This is a genomic window from Vibrio coralliirubri (assembly GCF_024347375.1).
GTDB lineage: Bacteria > Pseudomonadota > Gammaproteobacteria > Enterobacterales > Vibrionaceae > Vibrio > Vibrio coralliirubri.
In genome coordinates this window covers 2,090,463-2,117,421 of the sequence record NZ_AP025470.1, presented here as the reverse complement: position 1 = coordinate 2,117,421, position 26,959 = coordinate 2,090,463, and the positions used below count along the sequence as shown (strand labels likewise).

26 protein-coding genes are annotated in these 26,959 nt (G+C 43.4%); 13 read left to right on the top strand and 13 right to left on the bottom strand.

Going from position 1 to position 26,959, the window contains the following annotated elements:
• The first annotated feature begins 298 nt into the window (after positions 1 to 298).
• Both OCV20_RS09720 and OCV20_RS09715 read left to right on the top strand, forming a co-directional pair.
• Positions 299 to 442: a hypothetical protein gene (locus tag OCV20_RS09720; RefSeq protein WP_202910148.1), complete on the top strand. Its 144-nt coding sequence runs from the start codon at positions 299 to 301 to the stop codon at positions 440 to 442.
• 633 nt (positions 443 to 1,075) lie between these two features.
• On the top strand, positions 1,076 to 2,218 hold the full coding sequence (locus OCV20_RS09715; RefSeq protein WP_086775287.1) for an MFS transporter: 1,143 nt from the start codon (positions 1,076 to 1,078) through the stop codon (positions 2,216 to 2,218).
• A 355-nt stretch (positions 2,219 to 2,573) separates the two neighbouring features.
• Here the strand turns inward: OCV20_RS09715 and OCV20_RS09710 are convergent, their stop codons facing one another.
• A complete protein-coding gene (locus tag OCV20_RS09710) occupies positions 2,574 to 2,831 on the bottom strand; it encodes a hypothetical protein (RefSeq protein WP_017085640.1) in 258 nt (85 codons plus the stop codon).
• 82 nt (positions 2,832 to 2,913) lie between these two features.
• On the opposite strand from OCV20_RS09710, the gene OCV20_RS09705 reads away from it, so the two are divergent.
• The gene (locus tag OCV20_RS09705) at positions 2,914 to 3,039 is read left to right on the top strand and encodes a hypothetical protein (RefSeq protein WP_261881402.1); all 126 of its coding nucleotides are present in this window, start codon (positions 2,914 to 2,916) and stop codon (positions 3,037 to 3,039) included.
• Between the two features lie 433 nt (positions 3,040 to 3,472).
• Complete coding sequence (locus OCV20_RS09700; protein ID WP_048617429.1) at positions 3,473 to 3,811, top strand: hypothetical protein; 339 nt, start codon at positions 3,473 to 3,475, stop codon at positions 3,809 to 3,811.
• Positions 3,812 to 3,908: 97 nt separating this feature from the next.
• On the opposite strand, the gene OCV20_RS09695 is transcribed toward OCV20_RS09700, so the two are convergent.
• Positions 3,909 to 5,417: a DUF3360 domain-containing protein gene (locus tag OCV20_RS09695; protein ID WP_048611698.1), complete on the bottom strand. Its 1,509-nt coding sequence runs from the start codon at positions 5,415 to 5,417 to the stop codon at positions 3,909 to 3,911.
• A gap of 535 nt (positions 5,418 to 5,952) precedes the next feature.
• On the opposite strand from OCV20_RS09695, the gene OCV20_RS09690 reads away from it, so the two are divergent.
• Both OCV20_RS09690 and OCV20_RS09685 read left to right on the top strand, forming a co-directional pair.
• Positions 5,953 to 6,825, top strand: coding sequence for a patatin-like phospholipase family protein (locus tag OCV20_RS09690; RefSeq protein WP_086775286.1), 873 nt, complete (start codon positions 5,953 to 5,955; stop codon positions 6,823 to 6,825).
• A gap of 307 nt (positions 6,826 to 7,132) precedes the next feature.
• Positions 7,133 to 7,489, top strand: coding sequence for a hypothetical protein (locus OCV20_RS09685; RefSeq protein WP_086775285.1), 357 nt, complete (start codon positions 7,133 to 7,135; stop codon positions 7,487 to 7,489).
• 61 nt (positions 7,490 to 7,550) lie between these two features.
• On the opposite strand, the gene OCV20_RS09680 is transcribed toward OCV20_RS09685, so the two are convergent.
• Both OCV20_RS09680 and OCV20_RS09675 read right to left on the bottom strand, forming a co-directional pair.
• Positions 7,551 to 8,462: a hypothetical protein gene (locus tag OCV20_RS09680; protein ID WP_086775284.1), complete on the bottom strand. Its 912-nt coding sequence runs from the start codon at positions 8,460 to 8,462 to the stop codon at positions 7,551 to 7,553.
• Positions 8,463 to 8,773: 311 nt separating this feature from the next.
• On the bottom strand, positions 8,774 to 9,682 hold the full coding sequence (locus OCV20_RS09675) for a dienelactone hydrolase family protein (RefSeq protein WP_086775283.1): 909 nt from the start codon (positions 9,680 to 9,682) through the stop codon (positions 8,774 to 8,776).
• A gap of 409 nt (positions 9,683 to 10,091) precedes the next feature.
• Here OCV20_RS09675 and OCV20_RS09670 point away from each other — a divergent pair, with 409 nt between their 5' ends.
• A complete protein-coding gene (locus OCV20_RS09670) occupies positions 10,092 to 10,712 on the top strand; it encodes a type II secretion system protein (protein ID WP_086775282.1) in 621 nt (206 codons plus the stop codon).
• Positions 10,713 to 10,782: 70 nt separating this feature from the next.
• Here OCV20_RS09670 and OCV20_RS09665 read toward each other — a convergent pair whose 3' ends face one another.
• Positions 10,783 to 13,263, bottom strand: coding sequence for a PAS domain-containing hybrid sensor histidine kinase/response regulator (locus OCV20_RS09665; RefSeq protein ID WP_086775281.1), 2,481 nt, complete (start codon positions 13,261 to 13,263; stop codon positions 10,783 to 10,785).
• Positions 13,264 to 13,462: 199 nt separating this feature from the next.
• Here OCV20_RS09665 and OCV20_RS09660 point away from each other — a divergent pair, with 199 nt between their 5' ends.
• Entirely contained in the window at positions 13,463 to 13,927 is a 465-nt protein-coding gene (locus tag OCV20_RS09660) for an arsenate reductase/protein-tyrosine-phosphatase family protein (RefSeq protein ID WP_048617416.1), read from the top strand.
• A 37-nt stretch (positions 13,928 to 13,964) separates the two neighbouring features.
• Here the strand turns inward: OCV20_RS09660 and OCV20_RS09655 are convergent, their stop codons facing one another.
• A complete protein-coding gene (locus OCV20_RS09655) occupies positions 13,965 to 14,420 on the bottom strand; it encodes an Lrp/AsnC family transcriptional regulator (RefSeq protein ID WP_017059083.1) in 456 nt (151 codons plus the stop codon).
• Positions 14,421 to 14,562: 142 nt separating this feature from the next.
• Here OCV20_RS09655 and OCV20_RS09650 point away from each other — a divergent pair, with 142 nt between their 5' ends.
• Positions 14,563 to 16,374, top strand: coding sequence for a PLP-dependent transferase (locus OCV20_RS09650; RefSeq protein ID WP_086775280.1), 1,812 nt, complete (start codon positions 14,563 to 14,565; stop codon positions 16,372 to 16,374).
• Positions 16,375 to 16,583: 209 nt separating this feature from the next.
• Here the strand turns inward: OCV20_RS09650 and OCV20_RS09645 are convergent, their stop codons facing one another.
• The 3 genes from OCV20_RS09645 to OCV20_RS09635 all read right to left on the bottom strand — a co-directional run bounded on the left by OCV20_RS09645 (position 16,584) and on the right by OCV20_RS09635 (position 18,552).
• The gene (locus OCV20_RS09645; protein WP_086775279.1) at positions 16,584 to 17,108 is read right to left on the bottom strand and encodes a MerR family transcriptional regulator; all 525 of its coding nucleotides are present in this window, start codon (positions 17,106 to 17,108) and stop codon (positions 16,584 to 16,586) included.
• Complete coding sequence (locus OCV20_RS09640; RefSeq protein WP_086775293.1) at positions 17,102 to 18,001, bottom strand: DMT family transporter; 900 nt, start codon at positions 17,999 to 18,001, stop codon at positions 17,102 to 17,104. The genes OCV20_RS09645 and OCV20_RS09640 overlap by 7 nt, the downstream gene beginning before the upstream one ends.
• Before the next feature lie 308 nt (positions 18,002 to 18,309).
• On the bottom strand, positions 18,310 to 18,552 hold the full coding sequence (locus tag OCV20_RS09635) for a hypothetical protein (RefSeq protein WP_048611711.1): 243 nt from the start codon (positions 18,550 to 18,552) through the stop codon (positions 18,310 to 18,312).
• A gap of 405 nt (positions 18,553 to 18,957) precedes the next feature.
• On the opposite strand from OCV20_RS09635, the gene OCV20_RS09630 reads away from it, so the two are divergent.
• Together OCV20_RS09630 and OCV20_RS09625 are read left to right on the top strand one after the other, a co-directional pair.
• Complete coding sequence (locus OCV20_RS09630) at positions 18,958 to 20,007, top strand: HlyD family secretion protein (RefSeq protein WP_086775277.1); 1,050 nt, start codon at positions 18,958 to 18,960, stop codon at positions 20,005 to 20,007.
• Positions 20,008 to 20,019: 12 nt separating this feature from the next.
• Positions 20,020 to 21,042, top strand: coding sequence for a DUF2955 domain-containing protein (locus OCV20_RS09625; protein WP_086775276.1), 1,023 nt, complete (start codon positions 20,020 to 20,022; stop codon positions 21,040 to 21,042).
• On the opposite strand, the gene OCV20_RS09620 is transcribed toward OCV20_RS09625, so the two are convergent.
• Positions 21,039 to 21,923, bottom strand: coding sequence for a LysR family transcriptional regulator (locus OCV20_RS09620; protein WP_086775275.1), 885 nt, complete (start codon positions 21,921 to 21,923; stop codon positions 21,039 to 21,041). The two genes, OCV20_RS09625 and OCV20_RS09620, sit on opposite strands and share 4 nt — an antisense overlap.
• Before the next feature lie 164 nt (positions 21,924 to 22,087).
• On the opposite strand from OCV20_RS09620, the gene OCV20_RS09615 reads away from it, so the two are divergent.
• Together OCV20_RS09615 and OCV20_RS09610 are read left to right on the top strand one after the other, a co-directional pair.
• Positions 22,088 to 22,588 (top strand): nuclear transport factor 2 family protein, encoded by a 501-nt coding sequence (locus OCV20_RS09615; protein ID WP_086775274.1) that lies wholly within the window; start codon positions 22,088 to 22,090, stop codon positions 22,586 to 22,588.
• A gap of 192 nt (positions 22,589 to 22,780) precedes the next feature.
• Complete coding sequence (locus tag OCV20_RS09610) at positions 22,781 to 23,527, top strand: nuclear transport factor 2 family protein (protein ID WP_086775273.1); 747 nt, start codon at positions 22,781 to 22,783, stop codon at positions 23,525 to 23,527.
• A 168-nt stretch (positions 23,528 to 23,695) separates the two neighbouring features.
• Here OCV20_RS09610 and OCV20_RS09605 read toward each other — a convergent pair whose 3' ends face one another.
• From OCV20_RS09605 to OCV20_RS09595, 3 genes are all read right to left on the bottom strand, one after another.
• Positions 23,696 to 24,838, bottom strand: coding sequence for a GGDEF domain-containing protein (locus OCV20_RS09605; RefSeq protein WP_086775272.1), 1,143 nt, complete (start codon positions 24,836 to 24,838; stop codon positions 23,696 to 23,698).
• 197 nt (positions 24,839 to 25,035) lie between these two features.
• The gene (locus OCV20_RS09600) at positions 25,036 to 25,413 is read right to left on the bottom strand and encodes a hypothetical protein (RefSeq protein WP_238382888.1); all 378 of its coding nucleotides are present in this window, start codon (positions 25,411 to 25,413) and stop codon (positions 25,036 to 25,038) included.
• A gap of 268 nt (positions 25,414 to 25,681) precedes the next feature.
• Positions 25,682 to 26,851: an MFS transporter gene (locus OCV20_RS09595; protein WP_086775271.1), complete on the bottom strand. Its 1,170-nt coding sequence runs from the start codon at positions 26,849 to 26,851 to the stop codon at positions 25,682 to 25,684.
• Positions 26,852 to 26,959: the final 108 nt, after the last annotated feature.

Sequence of the window (26,959 nt, the reverse complement as noted above, 5' to 3'; positions counted from 1 at the left end):
CTATTGTATTTAGAACTGAAGATTCTAGCACTGCAGTGGATTATCAAATTTGGTTTATCGTTAGAAATAATTTTGGTTAATCCATAAGAAAATCTATGGCATCTTTTCAATATTAGACAATTTTTGATTTATTTAACTGACTAACGATGAGGCAGAAATGAGTTGGTTAAGTCACCAACACAGAAGAGTTCTTTATCTAAATTGCTATTGATCTGTCTACAACTTCACACTTTATAGTGGCTATATTGATTGAGAGGGGGGCTTTCTGTGTTCCCTCCAAAGTAAGTAGAAAGACACTATGAAACGTTTAATTCTAAACATCACACTCTTGGTATTCATGGCGCTTGGTAACATGGGTGCCATGGCTCATGATTCAACGGTTAAGTACGGAATTGCGATATCTCACGATGGTGAGCAAATTGCGTATGGCAAAACCAAGTGAGTGAGTGCTTTTTTACGTGCTGTACCGCTCCCTAAACGACTAGAGCAGATGCACGTGAGAATGAGCTACTAATCCCCTCCTAACCTCCCCTTGATTTACATCTCCAATCTCTTGTTGGTAATAGGAAAGGGGAGAACTGAATACCGATCATGAAAAGTGCAGCTGTATGTGCAGCGACAAAGAATGTTCTCCCCCTCGAACGTTAATCTAAAGAGATCGGTGAACATCATTTGAGGGGGAGCTAGAGGGGGAGTTTTTGATGCTAGAACCGTTCAATACAACCTTGCTGCCACTTTTGTTCAATTAGTATTTCATTAACAGCGACATATAACTATCTCAAATGAATTTCTCAAATAACTAAAAGTTACCGGAATATGTACCAATCCCAAAAAATAACATTCTAAAAATGATCGTGTAACAACTTGTTAATGATCTGTATCGTCTCTGTGTTCTTTGTCTTAGTTGCATATCGTTACCAAGCTCAGAACACACCATTATTTTTGAGGACCTGAATATGAACGGAAAACTAATAACGGCTTCATTCATGCGCGATCATATTCAAAATTTTCTTTTAGAATCGGCGGCTTAATGACTCTTTGGCTTAGGTTTTTAACATCGCGAAGCTCATTTGCGATGTTGGTTATTATCGCTATTGCGTCAGTGATAGCGAATACTGGATGGCGAGTTGTGATGAACAACTTCGCTGTCGACACTGTTGGTATGACTGGTGCTGATGTTGGGGTATTGCAGAGTGTTAGGGAAATCCCAGGCTTGCTTTCATTTACTGTTTTGTTTCTGTTGTTCATCGCGTCAGAACAAAGAGTCGCGGTATTGTCGGTTGCAACATTAGGGCTAGGTGTTGCAGTAACGGGGTATCTGCCTTCGATCTATGGCTTCTATTTCAGCACGACGATCATTTCTATTGGCTTCCATTATCTAGAAGCGGTGAACAAATCACTCTCAACACAATTGCTAGCGACTGAGAACTTCAGTGAATCAATGGGAAAGATTCGCTCTGCAGCCTCTTTTTTCTCGATGGTGACGTTTCTAGGTATTATGGTCGCGAGCTATCTGTTTGATGTTTCAGATAAGGCTATTTTCTTTACTTGTGGAGCAATATGTTTCTGGCTGGCGGTTTACTTGGCCACGTTTCAAGATACTCACACAGAGGTGAAGCAACACACCAAACTCATTGTCCGACGAGAGTACACGACCTATTACATTCTTACCTTTTTGAGTGGGGCAAGGAGACAAATATTTGTGGCATTTGCTGGCTTACTGATGGTGACCAAATTTCAGTATTCGATCGCGATGATGGCCGCTCTGTTTATGGTCTCCAGCTTAGCTGCGACGCTTGCTCTACCTTATGTTGGGAGATTTATCGATCGAGTAGGAGAGAGGCTCGCTTTGATCATTGAGTATGCCGCGTTAGTGTTGGTGTTCCTATCTTACGCATTTGTGGATGATCATTATGCGGCAGCGGCGCTGTATGTTATTGACAGTATCATTTTTAGCTTTGCGATAGCTTTAAACACTTACTTTAAAAAGACAATTAGGGAAGATGAAGTGGCTTCAACGGCGAGTTTGTCATTCACCATCAACCATATTGCAGCGGTGTTCCTACCCTTTTTGTTGGGAATTATCTGGATGTCTGGTTATCAATGGGTGTTTGTTACAGGAGCAGTGATTGCTTTGATTAGCCTGTTTGTGTCGTTGACTATGGGCACACAGCTTCATCAGCGGATTAATGGATTCGATAGGCTACAGAACCAATAGTGACACTCATTTATCTGACTGGTCATTTCCTATTGTTAGAGTAACCAAAGCAGTTCACCTAACGTTGATGAAAGCGGTGAAGTTGGGTGCGGTAGTTATTAAAAGATAGTTATAGCCGTTAGAAGATAAAACCAAGGCCTAGCGATTACGGGGCCTTAGTTTTTTAAGTCAAATCGATGGAGCCTGTCAAACTGATAGAGTCCATTATTTTTTGTCTTGGGAGTCTTTATATTTCTTTGCAATCCACTCATGCAAATGAAGTCCCGTTTGACGCTTTAGGAATACAGTGATGCCGGCTAAAATTAACAGTCCGATTATTGTGCCCATAATTATCTCCACGCTTTGTTGTTTTTGATTAATCCATTGATTTCATCATTTTATCTATATTAAGCCCACCAAGATCCTCGAGGTTATTCTTAATCTCTTCATCGATTGATAGCTGGCGTTCAACTTTCTTTATTTCCTTCTCAAGAAACTTTTCAACTTCTTGAGATACGTTGAACATCAACCCCTGTTCACGTGCTGCTTTTCTAGCTCGTTTAAGACGAACATCTAAGTCTGATGAAATTTTAATGTTCAGTGATACTTTGGATTGTTTTTTCTGTAATGACATATTGATTCTCAAGTTTAGCTAAAAATACTATAAACTTTTCTACCTTTTTAGCAAGAATATTTTGACGTTGACGGACTCGGAAGTGAACAAGAAATACATCAGGGTTTGCAGTGTTTTCTATATTGAAGGGGCAAGCCACTTCCCAAAGCTAGAGCAATCAGACCAGTTCAATCCAACGTTGATGAAAGCTTTGAAGCTGGTGAAATAGGGTAGTTGCACGTGTCAATCCCCTCCTAACCTCCCCTTGGTTTACATCTCCAGTCTCTTGTTGGCAACGGGAAAGGGGAGGAACTGAATACCGCTCGTTGCCAATGTGGCTATATGTCCAGCACCAAAGAATGTTCTCCCCCTCGAACGGTAATCTAAAGAGATCGGAGAACACCATTTGAGGGGGAGCTAGAGGGGGATTTTGATGCTAGAACCGTTCAATACAACGTGACGAAAGCGGTGAAGTCAGTGAAGTACGAGTAGGGTGCTGTCGTTGTTAAAGGATAGGGGTAACGGTTCGATAGAACACTGAGGGCTCGCGATTGCGGGGCCTTCTTGTGTTCCGAGCAAAACTCAATTTCTCCCACGTTCTACACTTGATAGTGATAGAATCCCCGCATCAGAACTATCGAGAATCTAGGTATTTATAAACAATGTTTATCCATCATGTGAACGGCATCGACTGGCTGGTGATTACAGCTTTTGAAGAACTGAAACCGATGTTTATCGAAGATGCTGGTCCTATCCCGTCTTACTTTTCTATTAGCAGTGAATTAAGCCTGATTGATCAAGCTAAGCGCAGCTGTGGGTTTTTGCCTACACTCCGTGGCGTCATCACTGATACTGGCACCTACCAAAGTAAGGATCTTGAAGAAGATTTGAACCCACAACTGGCGTGTATCGTTGAGGGCAGAGGGCGTGTTTTCATCTATCACGGCGATTACGTGGCTTTTGTCGATGACGAGCAAACCTTCATTACCCGAATGAATTAAAGCCAGTGAAGTAGGGCTATTAACCCTTGATAGAAAAACTAAGGCCTCGCATGTACGAGGCCTTTGTATTTCTATCGAAGTTAACGATTAATCTAGCTTAACGAAAGCTTGGGATAATCGCTGGAATCCCTGGTAGAAGGCCAACCAACGCCATGACACTTGTTAGTACAATAAACATAATGCCTGGCAATACCCAACGGCTCATCTTGCTCAGTTCGCTACTACGTTCTTTACAACCAACTAAACCTAAGTTGTCCAACAGCATAGTGAGAGCCCAACCAAATGCAGGGTTAACGAGCGCTGAAGAAAATACAACAATCGCTGCCGACTGTGTGGTTTTTCCTTCACGCGTCATTTCCATTCCTGCTTCTAGCAATGGCACAAATACCCCAACAATCAGCGCGACACACAGTACAGGTTGCCAGATAGCTAAATCCATCGGGTAACCCCAAACCGCGGCGATGATACAAAACAGAGCCGTTAGCAAAGCGCCCGCAGGAATAGGGCGTTTAGCAATCGCCGCTGGTACGATGTAAGTACCCCATGAAGACGTAAAGTTAGTGCCACCAAGTAGAGAACCAAACGTTTGACGAATAGACGCTGTAGTCATGGTGTCGTCAATGTTCATGTGTACTTTTTCAGTACGCTCTGGGTAGCTGATCTTTTGGAATACTTGATGCCCTAAGAAATCTGGCGACCACATAGCGACAGCCAAAATTGCAAACGGCAATACCACCATGAAGTGCTCAATCGTCGGTAGACCTAGCATCCAACCTGTATCTTCTCCCCACCAATACATAGGGTTCATGTTAGGTAAGCCTGGCTCAGTGTGGAAAGCGAATGGGGCACCCATGGCAAATGCAATCGTACCACCCAGCAAGCAGCTAAGAGGTACCGCTAACCAACGCTTACGGAAGTGCTCCAATAGCGCGTACAGAATAATGGTGCAAAAGATCACAACAAAAGCGATGTGGCTCATGCCGATTCCTTCAGCCCAAGCGAATAGCTTTTTCACTTGAGAAGCGGTTCCCACAAAGCCAAGGTAGAGTAACAAGCCACCACAAACGCCTTTACTGGTGAGGTTGGCTAACATACTGCCACCTTTACTGATGGCTAAGAGTAAGCCAAAAGCGCCAATCAACAGGCCAAACGCCATCGGGTGTCCACCTGCTGCAACCACAATCGGAATCAATGGGATAAGTGGGCCGTGTGTCCCTGCGAGGTTTGCAGTCGGCAATAGAAAACCAGAGAAAAGGATGATGAAAACAGAGGCGATGAGGAGTTCATAACGGACGTTTTCTAGAATAAAATCTTCATTTAACCCGAGAGCACCAGCAAAGGTGGCTGCAATCGCGCCCACCATAACCACTTTACCAATGGTCGCTGCCATCGCTGGGATGGTGTCTTCTATCTCAAATCGATAATCTTTAAACGGCAAATTTGGACGCCAGCGCTTAGGCGACATGATTTGCAATTCGTGTTCTAGATACTGTTCTCGGGATTCAAACTCTGAGCTTGGTTTATGTTGTTGTTCATAGGTGAGTTCATCCTCATTGGCTTGAGGCTTCTCTGTTTGTATATGTGCGGACTCTAAAGTAGTGCTCATTTTGATTCCTTTCGTTCACACTCTTAGGTGTGTTATTCCAACAAACGTTGTTTACTCACGCAGAAGTGCAAACAATGCGTCAACTTATAATTAAAGATTCATTAACATTTAGTTGTTAGTACCTTATACCAAACCAAAAAAAACAAATAGACTCAGTCGGTTAGACATTAGTCGTAGAGCAAGCCGACTTGTATTAGACTCGGTAGAGAGTATGTGTCTGTTTATTTGTAGGTGATGAGCTTTATTGGTAATAAACGAATATCCAACAAGAAATGCTTGGTGCTAAAGCGGCAGATAACGTCCACCAATCAGTGCTTTCTGGCGTTTTGGAGGGTGGATGCTGAAACACCCTTCAACGTTGTTCAGTCGTCTGAGACCAAGGTATACGCTAGAAGATAATTTTTACTATCCCAAAATGAAGATGTTCACCAGCGACTTTAAGCCTTTGCAAAGCATTACACTGCGTACAGTTATACGAGGTGATATAATTTTTGCCTAAAGCTTTGAAGAGCTAATGAATTAAAGGATTGATACGATGGCAAAAACGATCTCATTGGTACTCGGTAGTGGTGGCGCAAGAGGCTTGGTTCACGTTGGAGTGATCCGTTGGTTAATTGAGCATGGCTATCAGATCAAATCCATCTCTGGCTGTTCAATTGGCGCGCTTATCGGCGGTGTTTACGCTGCGGGCAAGTTGGATGAATTTGAAGAGTGGATCACTAGTATCGACCAGTCTGATATGACGATGTTGTTGGACTTTTCATGGCAATCGAGTGGCATGTTCAAAGGGGACAAAATCATAGACTCACTGCGTCAACTGATCGGTGAGATTGCTATTGAAGATCTGCCTATTCCTTATACCGCCGTTGCTGCTAATGTCGCTGAAGAAAAAGAGGTTTGGCTGAAGTCCGGTTCTCTGTTTGATGCCATTCGCGCTTCTATCTCTCTGCCACTGTTCTTCACACCTCATGTCATCAATGGTGAAGAGTTGATTGATGGGGGAGTGCTTAATCCTGTACCGATTGCTCCAACCTTTGGCGACAACACAGACGTCACAATAGCTGTGAACTTAGGTGGCGAACCTGAACTGCTTAAACAAGAAGTGACACCAGTTTCCCTGCCTACAAAAGAGAGTAACCTGCACGATAAGGTTGCTCACTTTATCGATAACCTAGGCAATAACGTCAAAAGTAAAATGAGCTTCAACTTTGCAGCTTACGACATTGCCAACCAAGCGTTTGATGCGATGCAGTCGACTATCGCTCGCCAGAAACTCGCTGCTTATCCTGCCGATATTACCCTTGAGGTGCCACGTAATGCCTGTGGTACGTTGGAGTTTGAACGCTCAAAAGAGATGATAGACAGAGGCTATCATTTGGCACAGGCTAAACTGGGCAACCGACTTTAATGTATTTGCAGCTGAATGAGATTAGGGCGTGTTGACCTTTCGCGGTTAAATTTTGTTCGAGATAAAAGCGTTTTAATCGCGGCGAGGGAGAAGTAGCCTAGTCATTCTAAGCAAATCTCCCTCAACAAAGAGTAAAACGCTTTTTGCGGGGGCGCCCAGCTCGAACCCTTCGGGCAGCGTTTGCTGGTCATTTCTACTACGTTATCGGCTTCTCATGTAGGCTAGCTACACATCGATGCCTCTGCCTTGTATAAATACCCAGCAACTCGCTGCAAAAATCAGCTCGAAAGATCAACACGCCCTAATTATGGAAACTGAACTCAAACTATCTGAACTCAAAGAATTGGTCACAACAAAAGATGTTATCGTGCTCACCAGCATCGAAGAGCCTGCTGTATCTTGGCTGATAGATTGCTATCAAGAAAACGCTGATATCCAAATTATCGAGAACGCACACCAGCTAGATACTGAGGCGATTTTGGCGCAATGTCGAAGCAGCCTTAGTGAAAGTAAAAAGGTGATACTCACCGCGCAGTTTCGCAGCCAGTTGCCTATCATCAATATCGCTTCACTGTGCAATGAGAAGCGCAAATCATTGATCAATATTGAGTTATCGGGTTGGGATGAAGAAAATCGCGTTCCACATTCTTATAGTAGTTTCTAGCTTATATTTGTTGCCTAGGCCTTTATGAACTAGAGTAACTCGATAGATACTGAGTCCGTTGTTAGTCATTCCGAGTCATATTCGCCATTTGCCCCAACATACCATCTTCGCCAAAATGGAATGTCTCAAGCTGGGCTCTGGGCGTGGAACTCGATTTAATCGAACTTGTATGCAGAGCTTCATCTTTTGTGTTCGCGGCATAAAGTTGTCCTGAAAATGGGATACTGGTATCGTAATTTTCAAACCACACTGCCATTGCTTCCGTTAGCAAATTGTCAGACTTGTCGACATGCGCTAAGTAAGAGCTATGGTTGGCAAATATTCTCAAGTCGTGAACCAAATTAGGTGTGTTTTCATCTGGGAAGACAGCAGCCATCAAGATACCTGGAATCTTTTGGAACCACATGTCACATACGGTCTGGAATGAAGTGCCTAGATTCTGTATTCGGCCAGGTTTTACACAACGCGTAGTAAACCCAAATAACGGAGGACCTTCTTCTCTACCGCCATCAGGTTTCATGAAGCCTGCAATACTATTCTTAAATTCGTAGCGAACGCCTGAAACAGCTTTAGTTTTCGTTCTTGTCTCTTCATCCCACCCGCCATACACAGCTAAAGTGTCTGGGCTTTCAGATGAGAAATCATACGTATCCCACAAGGGTTCTCCTTGAGTAGGGCGAGACAAGTAATCGTTAAACGCTCGGGCACTTCGTATCCATAAAATATGCCAGTATGCCAAAGGATCTTCTTTATCAGGAAAGGCAAAGATTGCTTTTATGTCTGGGTTTTCTTCGTAAGCTGATTTGGAGAAAGCTTGAAATGCACTATTAAATTCACCAAGTTTTTCTTTTTTAATACGACGCTTACCATAAACAAGAATCGGTGTTATTTGTGCCGAGCCAGGTATTACAGCAGTTTCTTCAAACTGAGATGAAACTCGGCTTACTTGCTCTTTATTATCTTTAGGTTGCATTTCTTCTCCTAACTGAGTTATCACTTCTATCTATAATTAATAGCTGAAGTTCAATTTAATTCGCGTAGAACGAACATCTCTTATTTGTTCTGAGTGAAATACAAAGCCTAGATACAAAAAAACCTCTGGCGATGACTCACTCAGAGGTTTTTTGACGACGCAAAAGCCTACCCCCTGAGTAACCTCATGGTGGTAGTGGTGGTTTTTGCATTTACGTCAATTCTGTTCATAGGACAAATTAGTAACACCTTCCAGATAACTGCACAATGTAAATTTAGATTCCACAACAGATCAAATTACTCTATTGCCTATTAAGAAAGCTTTTGGTTAAAGAACTCAAGTGTACGTTTCCAAGCTAACTCTGCTTCTTCTTCAGCATAGCGGCCAGTTGAATCGTTATGGAAGCCATGGTTCACGCCGTCATAGATGTAAGCTGTGTAGTCTGCTTCGTTCTCTTTGAGTTCGGCTTCATAGTCTGGCCAAGTTGCGTTCACGCGTTTATCGATTCCTGCAAATTGGATCAGCAAGGGGCCTTTTACGTTCTTTCTCAAATCTGGTGCGGCAGGAGTACCATAAAAGGGAACGCCCGCATCGAGTTGTTCTGGCATGACAGCCGCCAACATATTCACGATGTAGCCACCGAAGCAGAAACCGACTGCGCCTAGCTTGCCGTTACTTTTTTCATGGGATTTCAAGAAGTTTGCAGCAGCGATAAAGTCTTCTTCGATTTTCTCTCGTGATAGCGACTTCTGCATTGTTCGACCTTGGTCGTCATTACCTGGATACCCACCAAGCGAATAGAGTGCATCAGGTGCAAACGCAATAAAACCCGCCGCAGCGAGTCGTCTTGCCACATCCTTTATGTATGGGTTTAAGCCTCTATTTTCATGAATGACCAATACAACAGGCGCATTGCCCTTTAACTCTTTGGGTACCACCAAGTAGCCATAGCCTTCGCCGTGCCCTTTAGGTGAAGGAAACTTCTCGTAAGTTGCTTTGATGGAAGGATCATTGAAAGAGACTTGCTCTGCCTGCGCATAATTAGGAATCAGTGCAGAAGTTAACGTCGTCATGGTTAAGCCAAGTACAGCTAGACCAGATAGACGAGCCATAAACTCTCTGCGATCAATCAGGCCGTGTGCATATTCGTCGTACCAATCAAATGCTTCTTGAGGGATAGATCGAGTCGGCGTTGATTGCGATTCGGTATTTGGATTCATAACTTTTCCTTGTTGTGAGTTGTTTGACCAAACAACTATAGTGGAAATTTCACGTAATTGAACGATCGCTCAATATCTTTTAAGCTATTTGTTATATCAAAGTACAAAAATTAGATGACAGTCAGATAAAACGATCACTTCGAATCGATTCCCATCGCTTTGGTTTGTTTTACTGAATCAATCAACACAAGGTTGATGTAAGGGGTTAAGTCAGTGAAATAGGGTGTGATGATTGTTTGTTTTTAGGGAGGTTCTAGCTAGAAGTTGGGCACATCAGAACTAGGCTTATTTGCCGCAGACATGGACAAGTACGTTTCAATGCAAAACGCTTGATTTTACTCTGGTATAATCTTTCCCATAGGGGCGACCTTAGCGTTATCAGAACCTTCTTGATGAGAGATAAAAATAGATGTTGAAACTTTTGCGTCAGATAAAAAAATGGAAACTTGTAACGTTTGGCTTATTGATGCTCATTGCCGCTTTTTTTATCTACAACCAGTTCGGGAACCGTATGTCCCGTGTCGATGAGGCAAAATTTCTAATCGGGCAACTGAATACTGTTTTGGATGCTGCGGAGCAATATTCTCGTGATAATGGCTCTCTGCCTCCGATTACCTCCGATACCGATACGAACTTCGGCTACTTAAATATCAATCACTTAATTGAAAATCCGGGCTTATCCACATGGCAAGGGCCATACCTACCTTATGACGATACATGGATAGGGGGCGATCAGTACATCGACCACCCAGATTACATAGCAACGCAATTACTGCTTAAGGAAAAGGATAGTCTTTGGGTACGAGGAAGCTCCGAGACGGGTTGCGAATCGTCATCATCCACTTGCTCTGTTGCAGCTTGCATCTGGTTGGTACCAACAAAAGTCGCACAAGAAATTAATCAGATTATAGACGGCAGCTCGAGCATAGAAAGCTCAGATGCGACAGGAAAAATACGTTACGACAAAGCTTTTGGCGGCGCACTTGTCTGTATGATTGGAGACGACTATTCAATGCCTTCTATACAATGAAGCGAAAGCTTGCCGCGTTAATTATGAAAAAACAAGCTTATGATAAAACGAGCCAGTTATAAAAGCCTGGCTAGCTTGCCCTGTCTACCGTTTTAATGTGGTTGAGGTAGCGAGAAAGTGCTTCGACGAGGTCATCTTTTATCAAGGGTTTCGCTAACACTTCATTTGCACCAGCCTCTAAGAAAGCTTGTGTCGATGTTTGCATGATATCTGCTGTCCAGCCGAAGATAACAAGATCGTCATGTCCAGCTTGTCTTATTTTCTTGACTGTTTCTAGACCATTCATGTTTGGCATATGGTTATCAATAATGGCGAGGTTGAAACGACCTGTCTCAAGATGCGCTAAAGCCTCATAACCGTTGTTACAAGTGAGACACTCAACGTTCAGTTTATCTAGAAAACCGTTGGCGATGAGAAGGTTCATTTTGTTGTCATCGGTTACTAGAACTTTAAACGGAGTGAGGTCGACTTCTTGCGTTGTTGTTATTTTCTCATCCTCAGACGCAACCGTTGGCAGGTCGATGACAAAACTAAAGCGGCTTCCTGTACCTAGTTCACTTGTTACATGGAGCTGTCCGTTCATCAAAGTCACAAGCTTATGACAAATTGCTAATCCAAGCCCAGTGCCGCCATAGTTCCTTGTCGTAGATAGATCGGCTTGCTCAAACTCATTAAAGATGGAGATCAGCCTACTATTTGGGATCCCGATGCCGCTATCCTCTACAGCGAACTCCATCGCAGAACCGCCTAGAGGTTTGATAGTGACGTTGATTGAGCCACTTTCGGTGAACTTAAGTGCATTTCCGACTAAATTAAGAATGACTTGTCGGATTCGGACGGAATCGCCATTGTATGAGAAGGCGGCATCGCTATCATCAAGCAAAGAAAATCCAATGCCTTTTTCAGAGCACAAGGTTTGATATGTGTTCAAAACGGGATTGGTAATGTCGGACATTTTGAATGGGTGTGAATCGATCTCTAAACTGTCCTTTTCTATTTTCGCTAAGTCCAAAATATCATTGAGAATCGCAATTAGGTGCTCTCCTGAATCAAGCGCTAACCGAAGAACCTCTTTCTGTTCTTCTTTTTCTAAGTCGTCGACAAGCATTTGTAGAATCCCAAGCAAGCCGTTCATCGGAGTTCTAATCTCATGGCTCATGGTGGCCAAAAATAATGATTTTGCCTCACTCGCTTGGCTTGCTTTATTTGCTTGATCTTCTAATTCAAGCTCAAGCTTTTTAAATTCTGTGATATTACGTTCAATCGCGATAAAACGCTCAACGTCACCTTTATCATTACGTAAAGGTACGATATCAATGTCGATCCAATAGGGGGTTTTGTCGAGCGCGTAATTCAATATTTCCGCTTTAACTTGGTTGCCTTTTTGGATAGCTGAACCTATACGGCTAGCCGTTTTGATACAAGTGTCTTCCCCTTGTAAAAAGGCTCCTGGTCTTAGTCCTTTTATTGAATCTAAGTGATAGCCCGTCATTGTCTCAAAAGCACTGTTTACCCACTCTATGTGTCCTTTCTTATCCGTTATAACAACGCCATCTCTGGCCGTTTTTACTACCGTTGCAAGAAGGTGACTTTCACGTTCTTGTTCTGCTAATCGCTTATTCGATTCTTCAAGTAGCTTCTTCGACCCTTCTAATTCTCGGTGGGGGTTAACAAATAATTTCTGCCCCATCAAAAAAACTAAGATAGAACCAAGTGCTAAAACAATCAAAAGCCCGTTTAGCAGTTCCTTTTGTAAACTCAATAACTGCTCTGTTACAAAAGAGCGGCTTATCCCTTGGGTTAACACTAACCCCCCTCTGGTCAACGCCGTTTGAGTCAATAGCCACTCTTCCTCACTGTATTTGTTCTCCACTGTGGTATGTGAATGATCACTATGCGTGTGGGAGGCATCATTTTCGATCAAAGATGCTATCGGTGACTCTGTTTGACTAAGCTCATACCAGCGCGCACGATTGGTGACAAATGAACCAAAGAAGTCGTCATAATCGACGGCAGTTTCACCATATAAAACTCCTGTAAAATCTCCATTTTGGTATAGAGGCATAAAGAGTTTGATACAAATATGATTAGCATCGTCATGCAAAAGGTACAAAATACGCTCTTCTACTTCTTGATTAGCGATTGCGTTAAAGATGGCTTGCTCTTGTTTTGAAGCAGGGTGGCGAAAGGTATCTTCAAACAACAATTGACCGGTGCGATCTCGCACAGCAAATTGCATAGATTGATTCTGTCCTTTGAATCGCTCTAGGTTAAATGACAGGCGCTCTAGATCTGAGCTCGACGCTGCGTCGATGACTCCTTGGTATTGCGAAGCTAAAACAATGCGATCTTCTGCAACTTCTAGGTATTTCTCCATAAAAATTTTTGCAGACTCAAGCTCAAAACGGCTGTTACCGCTTTGCAACTGTTTGACGGTCGATTGACTGTGATTAGTGAGAACATAGAGCGATATGCCACCGTATGTCAAAGACGTAAGCAAAAGAAAGAGTACAAGCAGCACTTTAGGACTAATTGAAGATAGCTTTGCCATGCTTAAATTACTTCCATGTTATTTTTCGAAGTTATATGAAAAATATAGGATAAATATCTTCTTTAAGAGCGGGATTAATCCATCTGGTCGAATACTTAGGCCGGAGCTTCTTGGTTGTCACCAGTAAGCTTGCTGTTGAAAATCTCCTTTAACTATCTATGTTTAATATACGGTGACTAACTCAAAAGGGGTTTTTAATATGGATGTATCTCCTATCAGCGTGCTATTTGTTTGCGTTAAAAAAGGCGTGAGAGCGGCTATCGCCAAAGCGATGGTAGAACAGAAATCTAATGGGATGATACGAGCTACCTGCTCAGGTTTCGAACCTGGGGAAACCCCTAAAGTTATCTTAGATGAGCTGTCTAATGTGCTCGATGTGGCGGTCAAGGCCGAGAGTAAAACGGTATTTGAATACAAAAAGGCTAATGAAAAATTTGATTACGTGATTACGCTGTGTGACCAAGCAAGCGATGAACAATGTCACCTGTTTATTGGATGCGTCAACGTGGTTTGTTCGCACGCACCACATCGCCTTCATTGGGCTATCCCCAACCTAGCTGCAGCCCTAGAATTGTCGGGGAATGAAAGGACCCAGTTTGTAAAAAAGGTCGTAGAACTAATAAATCTTAAAGTGACGCAACTTTTGGCAACTGCTCAAGTATAAGGAGCAACATACTCTTAGCGTGCACAAACGCACTTCTCTATCTTACTGGCAACTTAGTCTTGGTTTTGACCTGCCCAAACGCGAAGCTGGATTCAATAGAAGCGATATTGGGCAGGCGAGTTAGTTGTTTGCGGATGAACTGCTCGTAGCTTTTGAGTGATTCACTGACGACATGCAATAGGTAGTCGTGATTGCCCGTCATCAAAAAGCACTCCAACACCTCGTCAATCACTTCGATGTGCTGTTCAAAGTCTCGCATATTCTCTTCAGTTGGCTTTTCAAGTTTCACCAAGACAAATACATTAACCGGCAGGCCACACGCCTCTTGGTCGACACTGGCGTGATAACCGCGAATAATCCCTTGTTTCTCCAGTGCTCGAACTCGGCGTAAGCAAGGGGAGGGCGACAGTGCCACTCGATCGGCCAACTCTTGATTAGACAGTCGTGCGTTGTTTTGCAGTTCAGCCAGTATTTTCTTGTCGATCTCATCCATTAGCATAATCCATCAATATTGAATTTAGTTTGGCAATATTATTGCTCAAAGTGTATGTCTTACTTCGCAAATAGCAATTTTTAACATCTGCCCAAAACTAAAATTAAAGGAGGAACAACAAGCATGGAATGATTTAGGAATTATGAATACTTCAACTCAACTTAGCCCGCTGCGTAAAACAACCAAACACGAACAAGCAGAAGCCCTTGCCATAGAGCAAGCAAAGCATTTTGGTATCGACCCAAACAGTGATTATGGCGTCACGCTTATCGAACTGGCGACGACACTGTACAAAGCCAATACCAAGACACACGACCTTTGGGCACTGACGGTTGATGGACTTTCAGAACTCGACAAGAGTGACCGAATCGCTTGGTTTAACGCCAAACGTTTTTTGTCATTCCAGATCGCTAAGATCCTCGATAATCTGCAAAACCCAATGCGCGCCACTTACCAGTCTATCGCCACCAATAATGGTAATTTTGCGTCTAAAGGTGCGTATCCAATTTTCGATAATGTGGCTGCTATTTTCTCTGCTAGCCCTGTGATTACAAGAACCGCGACCTATTTGTTTGCGTGTACAGAATGGATTGAAGATGCGTTCAATGGTAAAGAGCCGCTGCACGATATTTACTCTCGACTGCTTAACCCGACATCGATCTCACTGGCAAACCACATGGTTGACCTTGAAGCAGGATCTAGAGCTAACGAGTATCTCGCATGGAACTTCAACTCCGGTATGGCGGCCATTGATGGGTTGTTGAGCCATTTGCTCGGGCATGAAGACATAGTATTAGCCTCACGCAATATCTACGGCGGTTCTTACCAGCTGTTGGAAGATTGGTTTGGAAAACCTTCTAATCTGAATGTCGCGGTAGAGTGGGTGGATGGTTACTCCGGTGATGAGTTTGCGACTCGCCTTGATGAAGTTGCCGATAAATACGCTGATCGCATCGCTGCGGGTAAGAAAATCTACGTCTACCTAGAGTCACCGTGTAACCCCCATGGATACGTGTTAGATGTTGCTAGTATCAGTAAAGCCGGCCACTCTCGAGGTTGGGATGTGATTGTTGACTCGACAGTGGGAACGCCTTTATTACATCCAGTACTGAAACGTGATGATGTGATGGAAAGGCCAGATTATGTGATTCACTCCTACACAAAAGAACTGGCGGGTTCTGGTACCACAACCGCTGGGGTTGTGATTGGTCGCAATGAGACTATGTTTGTTCCAAAGGGGGAGGAGGTTACTTTCACCAAACCTAACGGCGATGCGGCCACCATTCCATGGAACGAAACGTTGTTTTGGAATGTGTACTACATTAAGGGCGCATTCTTAGATGCAGACAAAGCGTTTGAAGTGCTCAATGGCATGAAAACCTATGAGATGCGCGTGGTGCAGAAAACGATTAATACACTGACTCTCGCGAAGATCTTTGATGCTCACCCAGACATTAATGTGTCGTGTCCTGCTTTGCCAGACAGTGACAACTATCAACACTGCCAGAACAACATGTACTTGGGATTGCCAGCAGCGCTTTTCACTATTGATATGGAAGGTAACGGCGACCGTCCGCCAATCAATCGAGATGGCTTTAAACAGTTCTTCGACATGCTTGAGCCAGCAATCGGCATGCAAGTCAGCTTAGGGCAAACCAATACGGTCGCGTTGTGTCCGGCACTGACCACGCACTCAGAGCTCAGCGATGAAGCGTTAAATGAAGCAGGCATCAAACCGACCACAATGCGTATCTCTATCGGCTTGGAAGATCCTAGAATGTTCATCGCTCATATTGTCGAGGCGGCTAAATTGTCCATCGACCGCAACCACGTAGATTTCTCATCCAGTTTCCCGAGTGGTGACAATATCGATGAAATCTATATGCAAACTTATATGGATGTACACCAGAGGTTTGTGAAAAGCTTGCCGAAGTTCAGTAAGCTGAGTCAGTAACTTAGGTCAGTAAGGAAAGTTAACAAGAGAAGCCAGTGAAGTAGGGTAGCTGTAAACGTTAAATGAAAAACGTAAGGCCTCGAACTGCGAGGCCTTTAGGTATTCGGGTAATAACAATAAACCAATCTAGAACAAATCCTAGAAAAACGCGTCGATGAATCACCTAATAGCCTTTAACTCGTGGAATGTAGGTAATTTATATCAATACCTCATGGCTTTCGTGACCACGCCCTTATCTGCTCAATTTCATCTTCATCGATATTTAAAGATTGAAGGAATTTGAGATGTCCTAGTGGCTCCATCTGCTCAAAGCGTTTGTGCCAATTGATCATACCCTGTTCATCCATTCCTGATTCTTTAAGTATTTCTGTCCAACGCTCTTTGGTGAGTAGGCCTTGATTACGAAGTTCAGGCTCTTTGAGTAAAGCCATTATGGATTGTTGCTGCTGGCGCAACTTTTGAATTTCTAGATCGAGGGCAGCAAACTGTTGTCTTAGTACCACATCTCGGTCTTCATCCTGAGATTGCTGTAGCAGGCTCCCAATCTCACTGACAGGAATACCATAAGAACGATAGGCAAGTATTGCTCTAAACCTTTCAAGCTCTCGTTCGCCATATTGGCGATAACCGTTAGATGCTCTAGCTGCGGGAGTGATTAGCCCCTTTCGCTCGTAGTAGAGAACCGTTGTTCGAGATACCTCAAGTCGCTCACAAAACTGTTTGATGCTCAACACTTAGGGCTATCCTCTTTGGTTGTTTGATAGTGAGACCAAATCAATGGAATCAATGCACTAATAAGAATAATCAGTGCGTCAATCATTGACCATAAATCAGGAATTTCAGAAAAGACAACTAAGCCAATAATAAGTGAATAGATAATCTTTACATACTCAACATTGGCAATGATGTTGGCTTCCGTCCATTTATATGCAGAGATACCAACATACTGAGCAAATGAAGAGATGATGCCAACTAACAGCAGTAACATGAAGTCTTCGACTGTTGGCGTGCGCCATAAGTAAAGGGTTGGTATTAATGTCATCAAACCAATTGCCAGAGCTTGGTATGCCATCAATGTTATCTTTGGTTCGCTCTGTGCAACTTTCTTAACACACACTACCGCTACCGACGCGCCTAGTGCGGCAATCACGCCAGATAAAACATAAAGGCTATGGCTTGCAGCAAAGGTCGGTCGAACAACCGTCATTACCCCGATAAATCCAACCACAATCGTGAAAATTCGACTGCTGGTGATCTGCTCTGCCAACACGAAATGAGCGATTAGAGCCACAAAAAGCACCTGCAAGAAACCGAGTGCTGTTGCGTCAGCAAATTGAATATTGCTCACTGAAATAAAGCCAAAATATAGAGCGGTAAAAGCGCCTAGTATTCTTAGTAGGTGAAGCGATATTTTGTTGGGCTTAAGTAGCACGGCGATATTTTTGCTGATCGCAGGCATGAGCAACAACATAAAGATGAGCTGGCGAAAGAACAGGATCTGAAAGGTGTCATAGTCTGTGCTGAGCTGTCGAACAAATACCCCAACGATCGTAAACAGTGCTGTAGATATAAGGGCAAGAGTGATCCCTTTCGTTGTCGATGGTAGATGGTCGAAGAGCTGAAATATCTTTGACTGCTGTAAGTCTCGTAATTGGTACAACGAAATGTGCCTCTTTAGTCATGATAAGCATAAGGTTAATCATTCTAAAGTCGTTACCTGTAGACAGGTCAAGTGTTATGAGTTGTCAACGGATAAAAGCAATCCCTTTGAAACATGAAAGGGGAGGTTATGACAATAAGAGCTAACTAACTCAAAAAAGCACCAGTTACAGCCCTTGTTGTCAGTATGAAATGGCGCATATTGAGATCGCGCGGTAGGGGGGCTCGAAGGACTGCTGTTAGCGAACTTTGTAACTCCCTCTATCCACTCGTTTGCTATTTAGGCTGGTGGCCTGTCTTTTTCGCGAGCTCTTGCATAGCCTCGGCAAACGTCGTTGTTCCGCCTTTTGCTTTAACCTGAACCACCTTATATCCTTGGCTTTCCAACGCTTGGCGTTCTTCTAAAACCGCTTTGTCATCTGGCTGACTGCCTTGCACAGGCTGATGAATGTAACACCCTTCTAATTGACCATCTTCGACCAGTTGGTGATGTTTCAGTGCATTGATATCAAAATTCATAGTAAGTCTTTTCGCTTTAAATGGAGAGTCTCTGTGGCAAAGGCCGCGAGTCTTTATAATTTTATGGTTTGTACAATAGGCATTTTAACCATAAGAAGCCAGTGCAAATTAAGCAATCCAATGGAATGCAGTCGGGTGGTCTCACTTCTTCAATCTCTTATTGATCGTAGGGAAGGAAAGGGGAGGAACGGAATTCTAACGTTTCACACATCCCAATTTGACCTTTTCGCTCAACCATTGAGCGAAATTGGTACAAATCTTCAACCTTTCCAAATGTGGAATCCACGCTTCTTTTATTGGCTCTATTTTCCAATTCTGAATAGTTATAACCTAGTTTTCATAGAAAAGATAATCGAATAAGCCGTGAGCGCGGCGCGTCATAATGAATGAAAACTAGGCACAAGCATGAACGAAAATTTTTATAGATACGCGATTTACACTGTTTTTTCAGCGGCAGCATTGTTCTCCGCTTTTTTAGTCACCTCAGATAATGTTTCCCCTTTCACCACTCAAGCGACTTTGTATCGGAACGTAGCGACCATTGCGCCAGAAGTGTCCGGCGTAATTACCGACGTCATGGTTAGAAATGGCGAGTTGGTTGAAAAAGGTCAGCCATTATTTGCTATCGATGCCAGTAGCTACCAATTGAAAGTGGCACAAGCGAAAGCCGAACTGCATCAAGCGCGTGATTCTGACTCGGCGAAATGGCAGCAATTAGCAGCAGCGAAACAAACACAAAGCCAACGAGAGTTTGAATACCATAATGCGAAACAGAAACTCGCACGTAACCAAAAACTGCGTAACAAAGGGCTCGCGACGGAACAAGACCTTGATGACGCAATCACCAATACACAAGTTGCGAGTAGTGCGGTTGAAGCTGCGAACGCGGAAGTGAAACGTATTGAGGTTGAGCTATCTACCCAAGACCGCACAGCAGCCATTGAATTAGCAGAAGCAAAACTTGCCAGTGCGGAACTGGATTTAGGCCACACTCAAGTCGTCGCGCAAACGGAAGGTGTCGTGACCAACTTACAATTGCAATCGGGAAGTTATATCACTCAAGGTACTTCATCATTGCTGCTGGTGGACGAAGCTCATGCGTGGATCAGTGCGGACTTTAATGAGAAAGGCATTGATAAGCTTACTAATGGCCGCGAAGTTTTGGTCTCTTTTGATGCGCTACCGGGCAAAGTCTTTACGGGTGAAGTGAGTAGTCAAGAGCGTGCGATTTACGACACCAATAACGCCAATGGCAAACTGTCTAGCGTGACCAATGATACGCGTTGGATCCGTGAGCAACAGAAAGTACGTACCCGCATTACCGTTAACGAACTGGATCCTTCGATGATCTCAGGTTCACGAGCGAGTGTGATTGTTGAAAGCGGTAACCCAATAATGCACGTTATTGGCTCGGCTTGGATTCACTTGGTTTCAACATTTCGCTACATCTACTAGTAGGAGATGACTATGTGGACATTCGAAAATACTGCACAGGGTCAGTCTCAACGAAATGAAGCACTGCGTGTCGCACTTACTGTGACGATTTGTATGGTGTTGGGAAAGCTACTAAACCTAGACTCTCCCGTTTATCTGGCGTTGTATCCAACCATCATCATGACCAAGAACAAAGATTATTCTTGGCTTGGCCTGATCCGTACCTTGGCACCCACTTTATTGGCAGCAAGTACAGCGCTGGTGGTGACCGAAGTGTTTTCACAGCATCCGTTTGTGGTGTGGACCATTAGCTTGTTCTTCTTCGACTTTATGCGTCGTCGAGCCACTACGCCAGCGAAGAAAGGTAAAATGTTGATGCCAACCTTCAACTGGATTTTGATTGTGGTGTTTGCTCAGCACTCCACTATGGATATGCCGATGCGTATTCATGAAATTTTGGTATCCATGTTGATTACCATGGTAGTAGCAAAAACCATGGTGGCTTTGTTCCCTGTTGAGCAAGGAAGTAAGCCTCCTGTATTTAAAGAACAGCAAGTCACATTTGAGAGCAGAGCCATTTCACTCGCGTTGATTGGTCTCGGTTTGGCATTCTTGATGATCGTTGACATCATCTCAGCAACGTTCTGCATGGTGCCAGTGATTGCTGCTGCAACCCAAACCACACACAAAAGCTTTATCGACGTGGTTGACCGCCGTTTTCAAACTCAAGTGGGCGGCTGTGCATTAGCCGTGGTGTTCACCTTGTTGATGGCAGGGCATCAGTCTACATTCGGTTACTACACCATAGTGTTGGGTTTATTTGCCTTTATGATCGCCACATCAATGGCCAAAGCGAAAGGTTCAGCCAGAGACGTTCATGCCGATGCGTTATTAGCGACCATGCTGCCGATTCAGTTGTACATGACCAGTAGCAATTTAGGGTTGGAAAGTACCTTTCTACGTGCTTGGGAGCTGACTGTGACTTTGTTTGTGCTGTGGGCTTTGTGTCATTTTGTTCGTAAGCCTAATGGTGAAGAGCCGGTACTCGTTCGCTAATAATCAAATCCGGCCAACCGATTATGGTCTGATTTGATTGCGCCTTTCATAAAATTAAAAAATGCTTTTACTCTGGCTGAATCTTCTAAATCTTTATGAGTCATCATCCATAGGTCTGTATTTTGGTGCATCACTTCCATATCTACTCTTTGCAGAGTTCCCTTACTGTTACCTAGAAAACAGGGTAAGTAGGCCAGCCCCATCTGATTTTCAGCCGCGATGATCAGGGGCTCAAAAGAGTCGGCTTTCATGACAATTTTGTCTTCTGAAATCAGTTCAGAAACCTGTAGCGAAGCACTGCCTCTATGCATCATTAACCAAAAAGCAGACTTTAAGGGGTGCTTACTCTTTAGGCCATTTATATATTCTGGCGATCCGTAAACACCAAAGGCAATTTTACTTAACTTGGTCCCAACCAAATGGGCTGGTAACTCATTTGCCGGGCGAATCGCGATATCTGCATCTAGGTGTGAAATATCCAATTGACGAGATGTGAGGCTGAGTTCTAACTGAATTTTTGGATAAAGCCGATGAAAAGCAGCCAAATGAGTACCCAGAATGAGGCGAGATAACGCATCGGTCGTCGTTATTCTTAGCGTGCCTTCTAGCTTCAATTCCTGTCCAAAAATCTTGTGTTCCAATTCTCTTACTGTGGATTCGATAGCGAGAGCTGACTCCAGAAGCTTTTGTCCTTCAACCGTTAGTTTGTATCCGGTAGGAAGTTTATGGAAAATTCGTAATTTGTGACGATACTCAAAGGTGTCAATACGACGTAAAACGGTGCTGTGGTTTACACCAAGTGCTCTTGCCGCGGCCGATAGGGACCCTTCATTCGCCACTGTTAGAACATATTGCAGGTCATCCCATCTTATGTTGTGCATTTGCGCATACCCAAAGTGTTCAATTAGTGAGTTTACCAAAAATTTAGCACAGCTATAGTTATCTCAACAAGGCAACAAACAGAACTGAAGTTCAAAGCGTGCACAGATGGCACTTCTAATCCCCCACGCATTGAGCTTCAAAATTGACAATCAGGAGAAAGAAAATGTTAAAGAAAAATCTACTTATCGGTCTAGCGAGTCTTCTGGCTTTCTTTCAACTCACTCCAGCCCTTGCAGATGAAACAAAAGCAGTCGATTCAGCGAAGACACTAGAAACGGCTCAAGCATTCTTATGGGCGGCAGGCTCTGGTGATATGGAAAAACTAGAAGCATTGATGGCTGATGCTTTTGTGTGGCACAACGAAGGTGACGCCGACATCCCTTGGATCGGTAATTGGGAGTCAAAAGAAAAAGTGCTCAACACTTTCTTTCCTCTATTTGGCGCAGGTTTGAAAGTCACAAGCTGGTCAACAGACTATAGTTTTGTAAACGGCGACCAAGCAGTATTTATGGGCAGCATGAGTGCCATTGCGAATGAATCTGGTGTAGACACGGGTAAATTCAGCTGGGCGGTTCGAGTTCAGGTTGAAGATGGCAAAGTGAAGAGTTGGAACTGGTTTGAGGATAGCTACGCAGTGTCTAAAGCTTATCACGCCAAACAGTGACCAATTAGGTAGTGAAGGCTCGGTATGCTGTAGACGTATATCGAGCTTAGCTTGGTTTTGATTAGCGACGGGATGGTCGAGCCGATTCAACAATCCGGCAGTTAAAAGGACACCTGAAACCATCTTCATCAGGGTTTTCAGCGAACGAGCCAAATAACGCACTTTGGCACTATTAAGTTTGGAGCAACTATTATGAGCAATAAGCTAGCAAATGCGACTAATCTGTATTTGGAAGGTATCCGCGATGGTCATGCATTAGAGGCGGTAACGAAGTACACTGGTCAACGTTATACTCAACATAGCACTGGGGTACGCAACGGTATTGATGGTTTTGTTGAGTTCTTCGAACCGTTCTTAAAACGCTGTCCTGTTAGAGACATAAAGATCATACGCTCAATCGTCGATGGCCAATTCGTGTTTGTTCAAGCATTCCAAGATATTAATAATGGCGAATATAAGTGGGTGACTACGGATTTATTCGATACCGATAATGACGATAAAATTATTGAACATTGGGATGTGATTTCTGCCTTCGAAGCTCAACCGACGGAAGGGGAAGGTCGACTGCAAGGGCCAATCAATCATACTGATCTAGATAAAACAGAAGAAAATAAAAACCTTATCCGTGATTTTTTATGTGATGTCATGGTACTAGGGCAGAAAGACAAGCTATCAAAGTATCTCCAGCACGAAGAGCTAGCCGTTTATCAAGCCTCAGATGTGAGCCCTTTAGGTAGCTATATTGGTGGCTATGACCAAGTGTTCAAGATTGTCGGTCAAGGTAACTTCGTAGCAGCTTACAGCCGAATTATTGAACATGGTCTCGAGGTTGCGCGTTTTGATCTATTCCGAGTTGAGGGCGGTCAAATTAAAGAGATATGGGTAAACCAAGAACCCGTGCCTCCAAAAGCAGAATGGGTAAACGGCGGAAAGTTCTAGAGTCGCTTTAAGGGGGGGGACGCCAATAATGCTTATCGCTAAAACAAACCGAAAAATGCGCATCCTTGCTAACCTTGCTAACCTTGCTTATTGTGTGTGTTTAACTTCTTGAATCTTAGCCAACATATTTTGTGATGGAAGAATATTTACACTGTTTTACAACTCTGCTTAACGCTCAACAATGCAATCGCGCCCTTGAGATTTTGCGTCGTAGAGGGCGTTATCTGCTCTTTTAATTAATGAATTCCAGTCATCGTTTATGAGAGCTTGAGTCACGCCAATGCTGACAGTATACGTACCAGAAGAGAGCTCTTGATTGGAGTTATGTTTTGCGTGGTTTCTTATTCTTTCAGCTATCTGCATTGCTTGAACTTTATTCGCTCTAGGTAACATGACAACAAACTCTTCTCCACCATAGCGAAAGCAGAAATCGCTTGTTCGGCATGTATCTTCAAGAATTTGACCAAAGTGCTTAATCACATCATCTCCCTTGTCATGACCATAGGTATCATTAATTTTTTTGAAGTGATCGAGGTCGGCCATCAGCACAGAAATGTCAGTCTCTCGGCCTGGTTGAACAAGCTTGGGTATCAGTTCTGCAAGGCCTCTACGGTTATAAAGGCCTGTTTGTTCATCAGTAATTGATGAACGATAGGTTTGCTTCAGTAAACGATCAGTTAAGATCCAAAATACTGAAAATGCGAGGCTAATAATTGTGATTGTCATGATAACGAAAGACAATTTATGAATATCTGATATCAGGTAATAGTTTGAATTCGTTCCTTTGGTATGAGCAAGTACACCCCTAATTTCCATATAGAGAATGTTGATAAATAGGGTCAGGTTCAACAGGCACTTTGCTTCTCTGTTATCGTGTTTTTCCCCTGAATAGTTAGCACAGAGAGCTAAGATACATATCGTCACAACGAGAATACTTCGAGCCTCGATCCTAGAAGTAACAGAAGGCGCAATTAGGGCGCTATAAAGGAAGAAGCTAATGCCAAGGGAGCTAATGATGATTGATATTACGAGAAAAGATCGACTTGCTCCTCGTAACACGGTTATGCCGACGAGTAATAAACCAAAAGCCGTTGCGTATGCACCATTGGAAAGAAAAACAATGGATTCTGAAGATTGAGTAACGCCGAACGAAAGTGGGGTAACACTGGCTCCTAACAGCAAAGCAGCATAAGCAATATAATTTACCCCTAACGTGGTGCCTGCGAGTATATATTTATGCGTTAACAACATAGCACTCGCAACCGTGGCTGCTAACAAAGAGGTATATATAGCTAAGGTGTGTACATCCATGAAATCACCAACAACGTAAAAATGAACTCTCTCAATTCAGTATTGCGCAATTTGTATTATGAATGTTTAGTAGTTAATCATTATTAAACCATATACTGATGCAGATCAATTTATGTTCAGGTGCATTGGCAAGCGTCGGACAAGCGTCGGGTAAGGTACGAGTTATTCCAGAGCCCAACCTTGGCTTTGTTATACCTTTATTTTAAATTCTCCAAGCCCGATGTATCGACGCCTTTTAAGGTGTCTTTTGCTACGTCATCTAAATCCGTCGTTGTCGATTTTTGAGGATAACTAGCAGCGGCACCTTTACCGATCGCTGTTGCTTCTGCTTGTAGTTTTTTCCCCTCAGACTCACCCGCGATCCAGCCTTGCTTGTAGTCACTGTCTGATTCAAAACGCTTTCCATCTTTTATGTAGTTTTCGAAGCTATTACCGCTTTCTTGCATGCCGCTATGCCTACCGTCATGAAAGCCCTGTATGTAAGAGGTGTTGTGACCACTCTCAATCAACGCACTATCACTTGTTCCGCATCCGGACAAAATAAAAACTAATAAGATTAAAAACAGTTTATTCATGCTCAAAGCCTCGGAACTCAGTCGCCTAAATGATAAGAATAGACCAAGATCATCTCGCAAAGGCATAACCGCTCTCTGGGCAGAAAATCTTGTTTGAGAATCATGATATTTAAAACTTGAGAGAGTCGAGTTACTACTGCCTTATTAGATCTAGAACGATAGCAAATCACTGGTCGGTAATTTGCTATCAAACACAGAGTGAATATTCGTTGTGTATATTGGAGAACTTAAACTTAAAATTAAAATTTAAAGATCGAGGCGAGAAGACTTATTGCTTATTTGAACGGTTAGCGATAAAACTCAATATCACAACTGCAATACTAAAGCCCACAACACCCATCCAACCCGCACGTTCAAATGCCTGAATTCCCACAAATGAACCAAACGCACCACCGAGATAGTAGCCAAGCATATAAATTCCGTTGATACGACTTTGAGCTTGTGGGTCAATTGAGAATACGCGTACTTGGTTCGATACTTGAGCGCTGAATACCCCTAGGTCAATGAGAATGATACCGACGATCAATCCAGCTAATGTGTCAGCGAAAAGCCCCGATATAACAAAACCAGCAGTAATAATAACTAACGCCATGCTGATCATGTTTCGAGAGCCAAACTTGCTCACCAGTGACCCTGAAACTTTGGCACCAATGACTCCAGCAAGTGCAATAACACCAAACATTCCTGCCTGTTGTGCATTGTAGTTAAACGGAGATTCACTGACGTGAAGAGCTAACGTCGCCCACAGCGCATTGAACGAAGCAAACCAAAGCGCGCCAGTTAAAGCGGAAGTACGCAGTGTCGCATGCTGCTTGATTAACGTGGCCATGCTCGCAACAAGTTTAAGGTAAGGTATTTTAGTTGTCGGTGTGTTCGTCGGTAAAAAGGCATACAGCAACACACCAAAGACCATCGCAATACTTGCTGACATCATAAATACCGCTCGCCACCCAAACAGCTCACCGATGAACCCACTGAGTGTACGCGAAAGCAAGATGCCCACAGTTAGGCCAGTCATTAACGTGCCAATGACTTTCCCTTTCGTTTCTGGAGTACTTAATGACGCTGCAAATGGAATCAGTTGCTGAGTGATGTTGGCGCTCAAGCCAATCGCAAAACACGCAACAACCAGAGCCACTAAGCTAGATGCAGTAAACGCGACAAAAGATGACAACACCAACATGATAGACAAGATCGCTATTAGGCGTCTGCGGGGTAACGTGTCTCCTAAGGGCGATAAGAACAGCAGTGCCACGGCATACCCAATCTGACCTGCAGCTGGCACTGCGCCTAGCTGTTCGCTTGTTAACCCTAGCTCTGCGCCGATCTTAGGTAAGATGGGTTGGTTATAATAAAGGTTCGCAGCAGTTGCCGAGACAGCGCTCGACATCAGTAATAAACGTCCTGTGCTCAACACTTCTGTAGTCGCTTTTGACATGGTGACACCTTAACTTTGGTTCATCGTTTTAATGAATGATTTCGATGAGCTAAGTCTAAGGTTAGCGATTGAATAACAAAAATAACCATTTGTTCTTAATTCTATGCG

Coding starts and splice junctions, on each gene's coding strand:
- OCV20_RS09595 (WP_086775271.1), bottom strand. CDS start 26,851: ATGTCAAAAGCGACTACAGAAGTGTTGAGCACAGGACGTTTATTACTG.
- OCV20_RS09670 (WP_086775282.1), top strand. CDS start 10,092: ATGTTGAAACTTTTGCGTCAGATAAAAAAATGGAAACTTGTAACGTTT.
- OCV20_RS09675 (WP_086775283.1), bottom strand. CDS start 9,682: ATGAATCCAAATACCGAATCGCAATCAACGCCGACTCGATCTATCCCT.
- OCV20_RS09715 (WP_086775287.1), top strand. CDS start 1,076: ATGTTGGTTATTATCGCTATTGCGTCAGTGATAGCGAATACTGGATGG.
- OCV20_RS09680 (WP_086775284.1), bottom strand. CDS start 8,462: ATGCAACCTAAAGATAATAAAGAGCAAGTAAGCCGAGTTTCATCTCAG.
- OCV20_RS09690 (WP_086775286.1), top strand. CDS start 5,953: ATGGCAAAAACGATCTCATTGGTACTCGGTAGTGGTGGCGCAAGAGGC.
- OCV20_RS09605 (WP_086775272.1), bottom strand. CDS start 24,838: ATGGATGTACACACCTTAGCTATATATACCTCTTTGTTAGCAGCCACG.
- OCV20_RS09635 (WP_048611711.1), bottom strand. CDS start 18,552: ATGAATTTTGATATCAATGCACTGAAACATCACCAACTGGTCGAAGAT.
- OCV20_RS09660 (WP_048617416.1), top strand. CDS start 13,463: ATGGATGTATCTCCTATCAGCGTGCTATTTGTTTGCGTTAAAAAAGGC.
- OCV20_RS09650 (WP_086775280.1), top strand. CDS start 14,563: ATGAATACTTCAACTCAACTTAGCCCGCTGCGTAAAACAACCAAACAC.
- OCV20_RS09610 (WP_086775273.1), top strand. CDS start 22,781: ATGAGCAATAAGCTAGCAAATGCGACTAATCTGTATTTGGAAGGTATC.
- OCV20_RS09700 (WP_048617429.1), top strand. CDS start 3,473: ATGTTTATCCATCATGTGAACGGCATCGACTGGCTGGTGATTACAGCT.
- OCV20_RS09720 (WP_202910148.1), top strand. CDS start 299: ATGAAACGTTTAATTCTAAACATCACACTCTTGGTATTCATGGCGCTT.
- OCV20_RS09620 (WP_086775275.1), bottom strand. CDS start 21,923: ATGCACAACATAAGATGGGATGACCTGCAATATGTTCTAACAGTGGCG.
- OCV20_RS09695 (WP_048611698.1), bottom strand. CDS start 5,417: ATGAGCACTACTTTAGAGTCCGCACATATACAAACAGAGAAGCCTCAA.
- OCV20_RS09600 (WP_238382888.1), bottom strand. CDS start 25,413: ATGAATAAACTGTTTTTAATCTTATTAGTTTTTATTTTGTCCGGATGC.
- OCV20_RS09655 (WP_017059083.1), bottom strand. CDS start 14,420: ATGGATGAGATCGACAAGAAAATACTGGCTGAACTGCAAAACAACGCA.
- OCV20_RS09665 (WP_086775281.1), bottom strand. CDS start 13,263: ATGGCAAAGCTATCTTCAATTAGTCCTAAAGTGCTGCTTGTACTCTTT.
- OCV20_RS09615 (WP_086775274.1), top strand. CDS start 22,088: ATGTTAAAGAAAAATCTACTTATCGGTCTAGCGAGTCTTCTGGCTTTC.
- OCV20_RS09630 (WP_086775277.1), top strand. CDS start 18,958: ATGAACGAAAATTTTTATAGATACGCGATTTACACTGTTTTTTCAGCG.
- OCV20_RS09685 (WP_086775285.1), top strand. CDS start 7,133: ATGGAAACTGAACTCAAACTATCTGAACTCAAAGAATTGGTCACAACA.
- OCV20_RS09625 (WP_086775276.1), top strand. CDS start 20,020: ATGTGGACATTCGAAAATACTGCACAGGGTCAGTCTCAACGAAATGAA.
- OCV20_RS09710 (WP_017085640.1), bottom strand. CDS start 2,831: ATGTCATTACAGAAAAAACAATCCAAAGTATCACTGAACATTAAAATT.